This is a genomic window from Acidobacterium sp. S8, from assembly GCF_009765985.1.
Classification (GTDB): domain Bacteria; phylum Acidobacteriota; class Terriglobia; order Terriglobales; family Acidobacteriaceae; genus Alloacidobacterium.
Window position 1 is genome coordinate 75,091 of the sequence record NZ_LMUM01000023.1, and the last position, 14,087, is coordinate 89,177.

Annotated in this window: 14 protein-coding genes; 11 read left to right on the plus strand and 3 right to left on the minus strand. The window is 56.9% G+C overall.

The window, feature by feature from the left end; all coding sequences use genetic code 11:
• Positions 1-37 precede the first annotated feature (37 nt).
• Complete coding sequence (locus GSQ86_RS08505; RefSeq protein WP_158749539.1) at positions 38-1,090, plus strand: 3-deoxy-7-phosphoheptulonate synthase; 1,053 nt, start codon at positions 38-40, stop codon at positions 1,088-1,090.
• A 54-nt stretch (positions 1,091-1,144) separates the two neighbouring features.
• Positions 1,145-1,855, plus strand: a complete 711-nt coding sequence (locus GSQ86_RS08510; RefSeq protein WP_158749540.1) for an HAD family hydrolase — start codon at positions 1,145-1,147, stop codon at positions 1,853-1,855.
• Between the two features lie 39 nt (positions 1,856-1,894).
• Here GSQ86_RS08510 and GSQ86_RS23360 read toward each other — a convergent pair whose 3' ends face one another.
• The 3 genes from GSQ86_RS23360 to GSQ86_RS08525 form a co-directional block, all read right to left on the minus strand.
• Positions 1,895-5,107, minus strand: a complete 3,213-nt coding sequence (locus GSQ86_RS23360) for a hypothetical protein (protein WP_254062237.1) — start codon at positions 5,105-5,107, stop codon at positions 1,895-1,897.
• Between the two features lie 113 nt (positions 5,108-5,220).
• Positions 5,221-5,436, minus strand: a complete 216-nt coding sequence (gene thiS, locus GSQ86_RS08520) for a sulfur carrier protein ThiS (protein WP_158749541.1) — start codon at positions 5,434-5,436, stop codon at positions 5,221-5,223.
• A 19-nt stretch (positions 5,437-5,455) separates the two neighbouring features.
• The gene (locus GSQ86_RS08525) at positions 5,456-5,677 is read right to left on the minus strand and encodes a hypothetical protein (protein ID WP_158749542.1); all 222 of its coding nucleotides are present in this window, start codon (positions 5,675-5,677) and stop codon (positions 5,456-5,458) included.
• Between the two features lie 272 nt (positions 5,678-5,949).
• On the opposite strand from GSQ86_RS08525, the gene GSQ86_RS08530 reads away from it, so the two are divergent.
• From GSQ86_RS08530 to GSQ86_RS08570, 9 genes are all read left to right on the plus strand, one after another.
• A complete protein-coding gene (locus tag GSQ86_RS08530) occupies positions 5,950-6,357 on the plus strand; it encodes an NADH-quinone oxidoreductase subunit A (RefSeq protein ID WP_158749543.1) in 408 nt (135 codons plus the stop codon).
• Positions 6,358-6,419: 62 nt separating this feature from the next.
• The gene (locus GSQ86_RS08535; RefSeq protein WP_158749544.1) at positions 6,420-6,914 is read left to right on the plus strand and encodes an NADH-quinone oxidoreductase subunit C; all 495 of its coding nucleotides are present in this window, start codon (positions 6,420-6,422) and stop codon (positions 6,912-6,914) included.
• A gap of 86 nt (positions 6,915-7,000) precedes the next feature.
• Positions 7,001-8,155: an NADH dehydrogenase (quinone) subunit D gene (gene nuoD / locus GSQ86_RS08540; protein ID WP_254062240.1), complete on the plus strand. Its 1,155-nt coding sequence runs from the start codon at positions 7,001-7,003 to the stop codon at positions 8,153-8,155.
• Positions 8,152-8,523, plus strand: a complete 372-nt coding sequence (locus tag GSQ86_RS08545) for a hypothetical protein (protein ID WP_158749546.1) — start codon at positions 8,152-8,154, stop codon at positions 8,521-8,523. Before nuoD ends, GSQ86_RS08545 begins: the two co-directional genes overlap by 4 nt.
• 66 nt (positions 8,524-8,589) lie before the next feature.
• A complete protein-coding gene (gene nuoE, locus GSQ86_RS08550; RefSeq protein ID WP_158749547.1) occupies positions 8,590-9,099 on the plus strand; it encodes an NAD(P)H-dependent oxidoreductase subunit E in 510 nt (169 codons plus the stop codon).
• Positions 9,099-10,406: an NADH-quinone oxidoreductase subunit NuoF gene (gene nuoF, locus GSQ86_RS08555; protein WP_158749548.1), complete on the plus strand. Its 1,308-nt coding sequence runs from the start codon at positions 9,099-9,101 to the stop codon at positions 10,404-10,406. The genes nuoE and nuoF overlap by 1 nt, the downstream gene beginning before the upstream one ends.
• Before the next feature lie 15 nt (positions 10,407-10,421).
• The gene (gene nuoG, locus GSQ86_RS08560) at positions 10,422-12,770 is read left to right on the plus strand and encodes an NADH-quinone oxidoreductase subunit NuoG (RefSeq protein WP_158749549.1); all 2,349 of its coding nucleotides are present in this window, start codon (positions 10,422-10,424) and stop codon (positions 12,768-12,770) included.
• Between the two features lie 21 nt (positions 12,771-12,791).
• Positions 12,792-13,847 carry an NADH-quinone oxidoreductase subunit NuoH gene (gene nuoH / locus GSQ86_RS08565; RefSeq protein WP_158749550.1) on the plus strand — a complete coding sequence of 352 codons (1,056 nt, stop codon included), beginning with the start codon at positions 12,792-12,794 and terminating at the stop codon, positions 13,845-13,847.
• Positions 13,848-13,889: 42 nt separating this feature from the next.
• Positions 13,890-14,087: NADH-quinone oxidoreductase subunit J (locus GSQ86_RS08570; protein ID WP_174239950.1), on the plus strand; the 198-nt coding region annotated here is incomplete at its 3' end.

The window sequence follows — 14,087 nt, forward strand, 5'->3', positions numbered from 1 at the left end:
CTCTATCTTCCGGGCTGATAAATTAAAAGTAAGACCCATGTTCTATCCCACAGATGACCTACGCATAAAGTCGACGAAAGTCGTGCTTCCCCCGGTTTTTCTTGAAGAAGAGCTGCCGATTACCGAAAAGGCTTCCGCGACCGTATTTCAGGCGCGCAACGAGATCATAAAGATTCTGAACGGCGATGACCACCGCCTTGCAGTCGTTGTCGGTCCCTGCTCCATCCATGACCCCAAGGCGGCCCGCGAGTATGCGGGATTGCTCAAAAGCTCGGTCGCCGAGTTTTCGAATGAGCTGCTGCTTATTATGCGTGTCTATTTTGAGAAGCCGCGCACCACTCTCGGATGGAAGGGACTCATCAATGATCCGCACCTGGACGAATCGTTCCGCATTAACGATGGCCTGCGCATGGCGCGTCATCTGCTGCTCGATCTCGCCGAAATGGGCGTACCCGCGGGAACCGAATTCCTCGACATGATTTCGCCGCAGTATGTGGCGGAGCTGGTCAGCTGGGGAGCTATCGGCGCGCGCACCACGGAGAGCCAGGGTCATCGCCAGCTCGCATCGGGCCTCTCGTGCCCGGTTGGCTTCAAAAACGGCACTTCGGGTAACGTGCAGATCGCGATCGAAGCCATCGTCTCCGCCGGCCACCCGCACACATTTCTCGGTCACTCAAAGAATGGCCAATCGGCGATTCTTTTCACTGCCGGCAATCCGGATTGCCACGTCATTCTGCGCGGCGGACGCCAGACGACAAACTTTGACGCTGCCTCCGTGGCATCCACTGCCGAGCAGATGGAGAAAGCGGGCGTAAGGCCGCGCATCATGATCGATTGCAGCCACGCCAACAGCGGTAAAGATCACCGCAAGCAGGGTATAGTCTGCCGCGATGTTGCCGAACAGATCGCCGCAGGTGATCGCCGCATCATGGGCGTAATGCTCGAGAGCAACCTCGTGGCCGGTGCGCAAAGCCTGACTCCTGAAAAGCACCTGACCTACGGTCAGAGCATCACAGATGCCTGCATCGATTGGAAGGAAACGCACCATCTCCTGAAGGAGCTGGCAAAAGCCGTTCAAGCCGGCCGCTGATGAATCTAACGAAGAGGGCTAGAATGGCCTGAACTTCTGAAGGGAACGCACGGCATGCCGCAACGCAAGCGAGCTTCGATAGGCGATTCCAGCCACACTCCCGCATTTCTCTTCGATCTCGATGGAACGCTCATCGACAGCGTCTATCAGCACGTCATCGCCTGGCGCGAAGCGCTTGAGGAGACGGGACTTTCGTTGGCTGTGTGGCGTATTCATCGTCGCATCGGGATGAGTGGCGGCCTGCTGGTACAGGCACTGGGGCGCGAGATCGGGCGAAAGATCACCAAGAAGCAGGCGCAGGAGCTACAGGATCGGCATGCAGAAGTATTCAAGCGATATCGCGGCAAGATTGAACCGCTTCCCGGCGCTCCTGAACTCCTCGCATACCTGAGCAAAGTCAATGTCCTGTATGCGATCGCAACTAGCGGAACGCCGGAAGGAACAGACAAGGTCTTCCAGGCACTGGGTTTGAGGCCGGAGATTCCCGTCATCACGCGCAGACAGGTGGAACGGGCAAAGCCCGATCCTGACCTCTTCCTGGCTGCTGCCGCAAGCCTGAATGTTTCGATTGCAAAGGCTGTCGTTGTGGGCGACAGCGTGTGGGATTTGCTGGCGGCGCGCAGAGCTGGATGTCTCGGGATCGGACTCCTGTCGGGAGGCTACGGCAGAGAGGAACTCCAGGAGGCGGGTGCCTATCGGGTATATCAGGATCCCGCAGATCTTCTGTTGCATCTGGATGAAGTCGGCGTGCGCGGGACAGACTGACACTGATACTTCACATGCAGCCGAGCTCAACATTCACTTCTACTTCAATAGCCCGAAGACTGCGACCCCGGTTGGCGTGCCGATATACACCTTGCCGTTTACGATCATGGGCGTGATGAATTTGTTGCCATTGCCGAAATTATCGCGTCCTCTGGCAGCTTGATTGCTGTTATAGAGTTCGCGATCCAGACTCGAGGCGTCGTATGCGTGCAGCACCGCGGGCGAGCTGTTTTCCACCGCCCACACAATACCGTTCTGGCCGCCATTTGCGCTCACGCCGGGCGTTGTTCCAGGAAAAGTGAATACAGTGGATGTCTGGCTCGAAGATGCGGTGGCCAGCTTCCCTGCCTGCAGGGGAAAAGCCTGCAAGACGTTGTTGATGCTTCCGTAGTAGACCGTGCTATTGAAATATGCGGCCATGCCGAATTCACTGGATAGAGTGCCCGAGACTTCCTGATAGTTCTGGTTTCCGTTCGGGTTGAACTTGCCCAGATTGTCCCGGTCGACAACATAGATGTTGCCGTCCTTTCCTGCACCGACTGCAAGGTGACGAGTCTTGCCAGTGGCGTCGGTGACATCGGGCAACAGCAGCGCGCCGCCGGATCCGAAATCGCGATCGGCAATAGAATCGGTGACCGTGTCAAAGGTCGAGAAGTAGTCGGCTGGAGTCAGCTTGCCGTTGCTCGATGAGACCTTCATGAAGGCATTGCCATAGTCGCCGTGCGCGGGCATGCCACTTCCATCCAGGTCGGTATCGAAGCTGCCGTTCGCATCGAGGAAATACACATTCCCTGAGGAATCTCCTGCGAGCCCCGCGCCAGCCATCCAGATGGAACCTTCGCCGTCGTTATAGTGCACGGTGCTCGTGCTGTTCGGAGTGAGATTCAGTACGCTCTTCTGGTGCAAGGTGGCCTCGTCGTACATCATCAGCCAGCCGGTATATGGGTCGCGATCGCAATGCGAAGTCCAGCCCAGGAACAGGGATCCATTCATGAGCAGCAGGCCCACGCGTTCGGCGTATTGTGCCGGATCGAAGGTCTGGACTCCGTTTTGTGAGCCGTAGCCGGTGCCGGGGAAGGATGCGGAGATCTCCGTTGGGCCGCCCTCGATCTCTGCTCCAGTAGTAAGACTCAGCGCGTGCAGCCGATGATGGTAGGCTCCGGTGCCGTCCACGGTCATGGCAACAAAGAAAATAGCTCCATGCGTCCGGTCGATCACGGGCGTATCCGTGATGCCGATCTCCGGGGAAATCTGGTTGCAGCTGTGGTCATCGCTCGAAGACTCGCCGGAGGCAAGCACGGATTTCTGCCATAGAATACTGCCGCTATCGGCGTCGAAAGCATATGCGCTATCGTGTTCCGTCACAACATAGAGGACGTTGTGGGTTTCTCCATTGACGGTGAAGCCCGAGAGGTACAGCGGCTCGGCGTCTACCTTGCCATCAGTTGGATAAAACCCAACCTTGCCGAAGCCTGTCGAGTTCACATTCGCCAGAATCAGCTTGCTTTCATTCGCGTTCAGACCTGTCCGAGAATTGTCATAGTGATACGTCGTCACATCGACGACGACCGGCGGCGTCGGATTGACCGTCAATGCCAACGTTGCCGTGTGGGTCAGCGGAGATGTTGCACCGGTGAATGTCACCGTGACTTTCCCGGTTGCGGCGCCCGATGCTGCGGTCAGCGTCATATTCTGCGGCGTTCCGGGTGTCAGGGTGAGTGTCGACGGCGACGGAGTTACTCCGGAAGGCAACCCGCTTACCGAGACATTGACGGTACCGGTGAATCCGTTCTGCGCCGCAGCGCTGACGGCAATCTGCTGCCCGCTGGCGCCCGCCGTAAGGGTGAGAGACTGCGGATTCACACTCAGCGTAAAGTCAGGCGGAGGCGGAGCGGGAGCGACTGTCAAAGCCACGGCAGCAGTATGCGTAAGAGCGCCTGATTTACCGGTGAAGGTGACGGTCGCCTTTCCCACGGCAGCGTTGGCGGCTGCGGTGAGTGTTACATTCTGCGGAACTCCAGGCGTTAAATTCAATGTGGAAGGTGACGCGGTCACTCCTGCGGGAAGTCCGCTGACGGAAACTGCAACGGAGCCGGTGAACCCGTTCCCTGCAGTTGCCAGCAAAGAGACGGGTAGTCCGGTAAGGCCAGCAATAATTGACAGGCTTCCGGGCGTAGCGGTGAGGGAGAAATCGGCAGCCGGGGGCGGTGAAGCGACGCTCAGCGCAAGAATCGCGGTATGGCTCAGGGAGCCAGACGAGCAGGTAACGGTGATGTTCGCGCTGCCGATGTGCGCATTGGCGGCAGCGGTGAGCGTGAGGCTCTGCGAGGAACCGGCAGGAATGCTCAGCGTGGATGGGCTGGCGGTCACGCCAGCGGGCAATCCTGCAAGTGCGACATCCACTCGCCCCGTAAACCCATTCACGGCTGAGATGGTTACCGTGACGGCCTGTCCACCTGCGCCGGCTGTAAGCGCTAACGCGGTCGGCTTGATTGCGATTGTAAAGTCTGCTGGTGGCGGAGCGGCCACTACGGTCAGCGCCACCGTCGAGGTATGAGAAAGCGAACCGGATACACCGGTCACTGTTACAGATACAGTTCCGAGTGAGGCGTTGGCGGCGGCGGTCAAGACGATGTTCTGAGGCGATCCGGGCGTGAGGGTCAACGTCGACGGCGAGATAGTGACGCCGGCGGGTAATCCGCTGAAGGAAACATTGACAGGGTCGCTGAATCCATTCACAGGAGCAGCATTGACGGTGAGCGATTCGCCGGTTGCCCCGGCTGTCAACATCAGGCTTGAAGGGGTGACCGATAGCGAGAAGTCCTCGGCTGGCGGCGGTACGCTGGTCACTTTCAGCGACAGCATGGCTGCATGACTGAGCATTCCGGAGGTGGCAGTGAAGGTCACGGTGTCGTCGCTTGCGGCTGCGTTGGCGTCTGCCGTCAATGTGACTTTCTGTGGGACACCAGAGGTCATATTCAGAGTAGACGGGGCGGCGGTAACTCCCGAGGGCAAACCACTGATGGCGACCTGTACAGAGCCTGTGAAGTTATTTTGAGCTGAGACGGTAACGGTAAGACTCTGCGCCGTCCCGGCTTCTATGGAAAGGCTGGTTGGGGATAGCGCCAGCGAGAAGTCCGGGCCCGGACCGCTTGCGTTCGTCTCCGTATGACTTCCACATGCTGCCAGCAGAAGGAGAACGCAGGAGAATGTCCCGCAAACACACTTTTTCGACCATGAGGATAGCAGCATGGCCTTCTACCCCTGGCGTCTCCTGTAAGTAGAAGAACGCTGGGACTTTGATGGCGACATTCAGGGAAACGTTGTGCCTGGTCCGGAAAATTTGCCGGGTGGCAAAGTGAACGCTAGGACAGACCGCCGCCAACGAAATGCACGATTTCCAGCTTGTCACCGGATTGAAGCGAAGCCTCTGCCCAGGATGAGCGGGAGACGATTTCGCCGTTCTGCTCGATAGCAACACGGTCATTCTTGAGGCCGAGATACGAGATCAGGTCAGCAATCTTTGCTGCGGACGAAAGCTCGACGATCTCCTTCGGCTGGCCGTTGATCACTAGCTGCATAGCCTGAGAATATCAGAGGCTATCGCACGTGCAGATAGTGCCAGACTTCCCAGCTGCAGACGAAGACGGTAGCCAAAAAAATATTGAAAAGCAGCGCAACCACCAAGCCCCGGATGCAGCCGAGGCCGTCGTCCGCAGGTATTGTCTCCCGCTTCTCGACGGATTGCGGTGTGGATACAGTGGATACCAGGGCGAGCCGCCTTGCATGAACCGGAGACAAGGAATGACTGAAAGTGCTCATGGCTTTTCCTCTCACGGAGTCTATCGGTCAGCGAGGTTGAGGACTTCAGCGAACATCGAAGAAGGCAGGCCTTCTGTTCCGAATTGAAACAGCGCGCCAAATCGGAACGGTCAAAAAAAGTGACGAAAACTTCGCAATTTTGCGCAAAAAAGTGGCGATTTTGCTCTCAAAACGAGCAGGAATTACCCGCTCTTCCTTGACGGCAACAGCAACCAGAAACTACTCTCAACAGAGAGGCTTCGGCGATAAAACGCTTAAGCGGTGAGACTAGGATGCAGGGCGCAAATTATTTCTGGAATTACGTACCGCTGTTGCTGCAAATTCTTGCTGCGGCTGGGCTTGGCGCAGGAATGATTACCGCGTCATGGTTTCTGGGGCGGCATCGCAACACGAAGGCAAAGCTGGATGCGTACGAGTGCGGTGTTCCGGTGGAAGGCGACGCGCGCGGACGATTTTCTGTGCGCTTCTACATGGTTGCCATGCTCTTCATTCTCTTCGACGTAGAAGCCGTGTTTATGTTGCCGTGGGCAGTGATTTATCGTGAGCTGCCGAAGATTTCCGGCTCGCGTCTCTTCGGCTTCTGGGAGATGCTGGTTTACCTCGGCTTTGTGCTGGTCGGCTTCTTCTATATCTGGAAAAAAGGCATTCTCGACTGGTCTGCGGATAAGGGTGATCTCTAGCTCTTCAACTGAATGTTTCTGACCTGGGCCTTGACGACGGCCCGCAGCAAAGTAAGGACTCGATGGATTCAGCTGTTCAAGGGAAAGATGCTGTTCTAGCGGCCCTGCCGGAAAACCGGGCGCTCGCTTCCCTCCTTCAATGGAACACAGATGCCGTTCTCGACGCGCAATATGCTCTCAAGGAATTGACCGTTACCATCGCCCGCGATGAGATTCGCGGCGCCTGTCAGGCGGTAAAGGACGCTGACTATAACTTCCTTGAAGATGTCACCTGCGTGGACTGGTATCCGAGCGAGCCTCGCTTCCAGGTGACGTACCACATTCTTTCGCACAGTTTGAAAGACCGGGTACGGCTTATCTCTCCCGTCGAAAGCATCGATCCCACCATTGACAGCATTACTCCCGTCTGGCCATCGGCAAATTACTATGAGCGCGAAGTCTGGGATCTCTTTGGCGTGCGCTTCCACGGGCATCCGGAGCTGCGCCGCATCATGATGCCGGAAGAGTGGGATGGTCATCCGCTGCGCAAGGACTATCCTGTGGAGGGCTACCGCTAATGCCTACCAGTCCTGATCTGGCAAAATTCGTTGAAACCACTACGCTGCTGAAGGCGCGTCCCGAAGAAGGCTCGAAAGATCGCACGATGGTCCTCAACATGGGCCCGCAGCATCCTTCGACGCACGGCGTGCTGCGCCTGGTGATTGAGATTGACGGCGAGACGGTGCTGAAGGTGGTTCCGGATATCGGATACCTGCACACCGGCATTGAGAAGACCTGCGAGGCGAAGTTTTATCAGCAGGTGGTTCCGATGACGGATCGCATCGACTACCTCTGCCCGATGACCAACAACTTAGCCTATGTTCTGGCGATTGAAAAGTTGTTGCAGCTGGAAATTCCAGATCGCGCGCAATGGATTCGCGTGATGCTGAATGAGCTGACGCGGTTGAATTCGCACCTGGTCTGGTTGGGCACGCACGCCATGGATATTGGCGCTCTGACCGTCTTCCTTTATTGCTTCCGCGAGCGTGAAGATATTTTGCGCCTCTTCGAGCAGGTCTCGGGCCAGCGCATGATGACTTCGTACTTCCGCGTAGGCGGGCTGGCGCTTGAGCCGCCGCTGGACTTTTTCGATCGCGTGCGGGATTTCGTAAAGCTCATGCCGGAGAGGATCGATCAGTACGAGAATCTGCTGACCGGCAATCCGATTTTCGTGAATCGTCTGAAGGGTGTTGGCCACCTGAGCGCCGCAGATGCGATTGCTCTTGGTGTGACCGGGCCGCCGCTGCGTGCCTCGGGCGTGGACTGGGATCTGCGGCGCGACATGCCGTATTCGAGCTACGAAAAGTTCCAGTTTCAGGTGCCGGTATCGAATGACTGCGATGTGTGGGCGCGTTATGTGGTCCGCATCCAGGAGATGCGCGAGTCGGTGAAAATCATCGAGCAGGCGCTGGATGGGATGCCGGAGGGCCGCATTACCGCCGATGCTCCGAAGGTGGTACTGCCGGATCGTGAAAAGATGAAGACCCAGATGGAGTCGCTCATCTACCACTTCAAGATTGTGACCGAGGGCTTCACTGTTCCTGCAGGTCAGGTGTATCAGGCAGTGGAATCGCCGCGCGGGGAGATGGGCTATTACGCAGTGAGCGACGGCACGGCCAAGCCATACCGCGTGCACATGCGGAATCCTTCATTTGCTACCCTGCAAGCGCTGCAAACGATGTGCGAAGGGCGTTTGATCGCTGATGTGGTGGCGGTCATCGGATCGATCGATATTGTTCTCGGAGAAATCGACCGGTGACGGCTGAAATCACGGGCGATTCGAGAATATTTGCAGAGCTTTGGATTTCATTTGCTTCTCTAGTCCGCTCGTATGTAGCGGCACATGATCTGGGAAGAATTGAAGGTCGTGCCTTCGTGGATGAAGGAAACGACGATCGGCTGACGATCCGCGAAGGAAAAAGAATTCTTGTTATCGAATTTGATGGGCAGACCGGAAATGGTCAGTGGACGATATACGAGGACGATCCGGGACCGGAACGGCAGTTGAGCAGCGGCACGTTTCGTATCGACGATGACAGCCTGGTGACCTTCAGTGATCGTCGCGGGACTATGGAACTGGAAATTGCGGCAGAAGCATTTACCGCAAAGATTTTCGATCAAGACTAGAACTGCAGATCCCTCGGCTCCGCGCTACGCGCTTCGGTCGGGATGACAAACGTTAGAGGATTCGGCATGAGCACTTCTGCAACGACAATTTTTTCACCGGAGACTGCGGCGCGCTTCGACCGGCTGGTCACGCTCTACCCGGTCAAGCGCTCGGCGCTCATCCCCATGCTGCTCTACGCGCAGGACGAGATCGGATACATTTCCGATGCGGTGGTTGTCGAGATTGCGCAGCGCATTGGCATCAGCGAGCTCGATGTGCGCAGCGTGTTGAGCTACTATTCCATGCTGCGGACCAAGCCCGTAGGCAAGTACAACGTGCAGGTGTGCACGAACATCTCCTGCATGCTGCGCGACGGCTACGGAATCATGGAGCACTGCAAGAAGCGTCTCGGCATCGGACACAAGGAAGTGACTTCGGACGGATTATTTTCTCTGGAGGAAGTCGAGTGCATCGGCGCCTGCTGCTGGGCTCCCGCCGTGCAGATTAACTACGACTTCTACGATGATCTGACGACGGAAAAGATGGACCAGATTCTCGACGACTACAAAGCAGGACGTGGAAAGGAGACAGTCTAATGCCCAGGCTTGTTTTCCATCCCGAAGAAGTAAAGATCATTTCGCGCCGCTTTGGACAGGGCGCTGCAGACATCGACAAATATATTGCGCTCGACGGATACAAGGCCGTGCAGACCGCGATTGAAAAAGGTGTCGACTGGATCATTGCCGAGATGAAGGCGTCTGGTCTGCGTGGGCGCGGCGGCGCTGGTTTCCCGACCGGCATGAAGTGGTCGTTTGTTCCGAAGCAGTCGGAGCGGCCGAAATATGTGCTCGTCAACGGTGACGAGAGTGAGCCGGGAACCTGCAAGGACCATGTGATCTTTTTGCACGATCCGCATGCCGTGATTGAAGGCACCATGATTGCCGGTCTTGCTATCGGCTCGAAGATGGGCTTCATCTACCTTCGCGGCGAGTATCGCTACCTGCTGAAGATCATGGAGAAGGCCGTTGCCGATGCCTACGCGAAAGGTTTTCTTGGCAAGAACATTTTTGGTTCCGGCATTGACTTCGACATCGTGACGCAGACCGGCGCAGGCGCTTACGAAGTTGGCGAAGAGTCGGCGCTGATGGAATCGCTCGAAGGTAAGCGTGGTGTGCCGCGTATCAAGCCTCCCTTCCCTGCTGTGGTGGGTCTGTACGGCGGCCCGACGGTTATCAATAACGCAGAGACGATTGCCAGCGTGCCGCACATTCTGTTGATGGGCGGCGAGGCATACGCCAAGGTTGGTTCAGAACGCAACGGCGGTACGCGTTTGTTCGGCATCAGCGGCCATGTTGTGAACCCCGGCGTGTATGAACTGCCGATGGGTTACAACCTGAAGAAGGCCATCTATGAAGTTGGCGGCGGCATCTCTAACGGTCGCAAGTTGAAGGCTGTAGTTCCCGGTGGCTCGTCCACACCGGTGCTGACTGCGGATGAAATCGACGTCGGGCTCGACTTCGACCAGATGGGCAAAGCGGGAACGATGCTTGGCTCGGGTGGCATCGTCGTGATCGACGACCAGACATGCATGGTTGAGTTTGCGCTGCGCACGATCAAGTTTTATCAGCACGAAAGCTGCGGCTGGTGCATTCCCTGCCGCGAAGGCACGGATTGGTTAAAGAAGACGATTGGCCGCGTGCATGCCGGCGGCGGCGTTGCGAAGGATCTCGATAATATTCGTTATCTCGCTGAGAACATGTTGGGCCGCACTTTCTGCCCGCTCGGCGATGCGGCAGCGATGCCCACGATCGGATTCATCAAGAAATTTCGGCATGAGTTTGAAGACCACTTGAACGGCAAGCCTTGCCCTTACGCGCACGCAGAAGAACCGGCGCTGGTATAGAGGATCAGGAAGAAAATGGCTGACGTAACGTTTACAGTCGATGGCAAGAAGCTGACCGCGCCTGCGGGAACGCTGCTGATTGATGCCTGCAAGAATGCCGGCATCGAGATTCCAGCGTTCTGCTACTACCCGAATCTGTCGCTGCAGGCAGCATGCCGCATGTGCGTGGTGCGCATCGAGAAGATGCCCAAGCTGCAGACGGCGTGTACCACTCCGGTTGCGGAAGGCATGGTTGTTCAGTCCGAGACGGACGAGATCAAGCAGGCGCGCAAAGCGACGATTGAGCTGCTGCTCGGCAACCATCCGCTGGACTGCCCGGTATGCGATGCCGGCGGCGAGTGCGAACTGCAGGACATGACTTTCAAGTACGGCGCGGCTGAATCGAAGTACATCGAGATCAAGCAGCATCGTGAAGAGCAGCAGTGGTCGCCGGTGGTCTACTTCGATCGTCCACGCTGCATTCTCTGCTACCGCTGTGTGCGCGTTTGCGGCGAAGGCATGGATGTGTGGGCGCTCGGCGTTGAGAATCGCGGCGTGAGCAGCGTGATTGCGCCGAATGGCCAAGACCATCTGAATTGCGAAGAGTGCGGCATGTGCATCGATCTCTGCCCGGTCGGCGCGTTGACTTCCGGCACCTATCGCTACAAGACTCGGCCGTGGGAGATGAATCACGTTGCCACCATCTGCACGCATTGCGGCGATGGCTGCAAGACAACATTGGGCGTGCGCAGCGTGAATGATGGTGTGGAGATTATCCGTGGCGACAACCGCGACAAGAGCGGCATCAATGGCGATTTCTTGTGTAACAAAGGCCGTTACGGATTCGACTTTGCCAACCGTACAGACCGCTTGACCAAGCCGCTGGTTCGTCAGGCAGACGGCAAGTTTGCCGAAGTGAGCTGGGACAAGGCGCTTGATTTCGCTGCCAAAAAGCTGCGTGAGATTCGTGAGGCAAAGGGCGGCCAGGCGATTGGCGTAATCGGCTCGAACCGCACGACGAACGAAGAAAACTATCTGCTGCAGAAGTTCGCGCGCACGATTCTTGGCACTAATAACATCGATCATCACCGCACTGCGGATTATGTTTCCTTCGCATCGGCTTTGAACGGCAAGTCGGGTCGCACGGCCGGGCTGCGCGATACGACTTCTGCTCCGGCGATTCTGCTGCTGGGCAACAATCCCACGGATCAGCATCCGGCGCTGGCGTGGAATCTGCGCTCGAATGTTCGCCTGAACCGTTCGCGGCTGTATGTTGCGAATCATGCCGAGATCAAGCTGCGGCGGCAGGCAAAATCATTCCTGCAGATTCCGCAGGATGGCTATGCATCCCTGATTCAGTATCTCGGCGGAAACGACGGCGCGATTGCTGCCGATGACAATACAACTGCTTTCCGCGATGCGATTCGCAAGGAAGAGTCGCTGCTGATCGTGTTTGGCTCTGAGTATCGCGGACGCGACATTCAGGCGCTGGTCGAGTTCGGGCTTTCGCTGCCAAATACGAAATTTGCTGCGCTTGGAGACTATGCCAATTCACGCGGCGCAGCGGATATGGGCTTATTGCCTGATCTGCTGCCGGGTTATGTTCCGGTCAATGATGCGGCGCACTTCGTCGATGAGTACGGCGCAACTTTGCCAACGACGGCTGGGCTAGATTTACTGCAGATGTTCGACGCAGCGAGGAATGGCGATCTGGCAGCGCTTTATGTTGTTGGGTCAAATCCAGTCTCGCGCTATGGCGTCGATCCTTCGGCACTCAAAAATACATTTCTCGTAGTACAGGACATGTTCCTCACCGAAACGGCGCAACTAGCCGATGTGGTCTTCCCAGCCGCGAATCTTTATGAGAAGGCCGGGACGGTCACGAATACCTATGGCGATATTCAGCTGGTCAAGAAGGCTGCCGACAAGGCTGGTGTTCGTACCGATTTTGAATTGATCGTGCGCCTTGCAGACCGCATGGGCGCTGATCCGAAGAAGCTGGTTCCTTTCGGACGTGGCAGCTTCGCAGATATGGGGCAAACGCGCGGTGCGCAGTCTGGCGAGGCCGATCGTCACGCCGTCTGGCTTGCGGCAAATCATCTGGAACCGAAGCTCAGCCCGTTCGATCCGTTCGCAACGCTTGATGAGATTCAGCGGCTCGTTCCCAGCTATCACGTTTCGCGGCTGGAATTGCTGACAGGAAGCGAGCAGCCGGAAAAGTTTGACCTGGTACAGATTCAGCCTGCTGCTTCGCGGCGCGACCTGGTTCTGCCTGCAGAAGATACGCTCTTTACTTCAGGCACGCTGGGCCGCTATAGCGGCATGCTGAAAGACATTGTCGAGTCGCACACAACACCCAACCCCGCGGAAACAGCGGCGGATTAGCAAATTCTCTTGGAAGGCCCGATGGAAGTCAGTATTTGGATCTTTTTGCTGTTGAGCGTGCTGAAGGTCGCCGTAGTCACGGTGATTCTGCTGACAGCGGTCGCTTATACGGTGCTGCTGGAGCGCAAGGTTGTCGGACGCATCCAGAACCGCTGGGGACCCAGCCGCGTTGGACCCTTTGGCCTGTTGCAGCCGCTGGCCGACGGCCTGAAGCTCTTCCTCAAGGAAGACCTGATGCCTACCAACGTGTATAAGCCGCTGTACATTCTGGCGCCGCTTATCGCGCTGGCTTGTGCGCTGATTTCGATCTCCATGGTGCCGTTCGGCAAAGAGGTTCATTATCACGGCGTCGATCTCTTCCAGATTTCCGACCTTAATATCGGCCTGTTGGTGATTCTGGGCATTACTTCGATCGGCGTGTATGGAATTGCGCTCTCCGGGTGGTCATCGAATAACAAGTATTCGCTGCTGGGCGCAATGCGCGCCAGCGCGCAGCTGATCAGCTATGAGCTTGCGCTCGGACTTTCGCTTGTCGGCGTGGTCCTGCGCACTGGTTCCTTGCGGCTCCGCGATATCGTCGACGTGCAGGCGGCGCATGGGCTGCTGTCGTGGAATATCTTCGGTGGACTGCAGATCGTTGCCTTCTTCATCTACTTGATAGCCGCATACGCCGAGACTAACCGCACTCCGTTCGATCTTCCGGAAGCGGAAAGCGAACTGACCGCCGGCTACCACACCGAGTACAGCTCGATGAAGTTTGCCATGTTCTTTATGGCTGAGTACGCCAACATGATCACGGTCAGCTGTGTGGCCACACTGCTTTTTCTCGGCGGATGGTCAAGCCCGTTTGGAAACCTGCTGCCGGCATGGGGCGGTCCCATCGTGCAGGCGCTGCTGCCGGTCTTCTGGTTCGTGGCCAAGGTGTTTTTCTTTCTCTTTCTTTACATCTGGGTGCGTGGCACGTTGCCGCGCTTCCGTTATGACCAGCTGATGGGTTTTGGCTGGAAGTTTTTGTTGCCGCTTGCGATTGCGAATATTATTGCGACGAGCCTGTGGCTGGCTTTTCGCGCAGCGTAGTTTCAACCAGTTTGATTCTTTACGGTTTCTACTTTTAAGAGCATGCATCTAGTCCTGTTTTTCATCTTCGGCGGGTTATGTGTTGCGGGAGCGTTGAATCTCCTGCTGCAGCGCCACCCTATCAACAGCTCGCTTTCGCTGATCGTGGTGATGACGTCGCTCGCTGTGCTGTATCTTCTGCTGGGGGCCGAGTTTCTGGCCGCGGCGCAGGTCATCGTCTATTCGGGTGCCATCATGGTG

Bases quoted from the DNA above. Each gene is read 5' to 3' on its own strand.
- GSQ86_RS08505 (WP_158749539.1), top strand. From the start codon at position 38: ATGTTCTATCCCACAGATGACCTACGCATAAAGTCGACGAAAGTCGTG.
- GSQ86_RS08510 (WP_158749540.1), top strand. From the start codon at position 1,145: ATGCCGCAACGCAAGCGAGCTTCGATAGGCGATTCCAGCCACACTCCC.
- GSQ86_RS23360 (WP_254062237.1), bottom strand. From the start codon at position 5,107: ATGCTGCTATCCTCATGGTCGAAAAAGTGTGTTTGCGGGACATTCTCC.
- thiS (WP_158749541.1), bottom strand. From the start codon at position 5,436: ATGCAGCTAGTGATCAACGGCCAGCCGAAGGAGATCGTCGAGCTTTCG.
- GSQ86_RS08525 (WP_158749542.1), bottom strand. From the start codon at position 5,677: ATGAGCACTTTCAGTCATTCCTTGTCTCCGGTTCATGCAAGGCGGCTC.
- GSQ86_RS08530 (WP_158749543.1), top strand. From the start codon at position 5,950: ATGCAGGGCGCAAATTATTTCTGGAATTACGTACCGCTGTTGCTGCAA.
- GSQ86_RS08535 (WP_158749544.1), top strand. From the start codon at position 6,420: ATGGATTCAGCTGTTCAAGGGAAAGATGCTGTTCTAGCGGCCCTGCCG.
- nuoD (WP_254062240.1), top strand. From the start codon at position 7,001: ATGGTCCTCAACATGGGCCCGCAGCATCCTTCGACGCACGGCGTGCTG.
- nuoE (WP_158749547.1), top strand. From the start codon at position 8,590: ATGAGCACTTCTGCAACGACAATTTTTTCACCGGAGACTGCGGCGCGC.
- nuoF (WP_158749548.1), top strand. From the start codon at position 9,099: ATGCCCAGGCTTGTTTTCCATCCCGAAGAAGTAAAGATCATTTCGCGC.
- nuoG (WP_158749549.1), top strand. From the start codon at position 10,422: ATGGCTGACGTAACGTTTACAGTCGATGGCAAGAAGCTGACCGCGCCT.
- nuoH (WP_158749550.1), top strand. From the start codon at position 12,792: ATGGAAGTCAGTATTTGGATCTTTTTGCTGTTGAGCGTGCTGAAGGTC.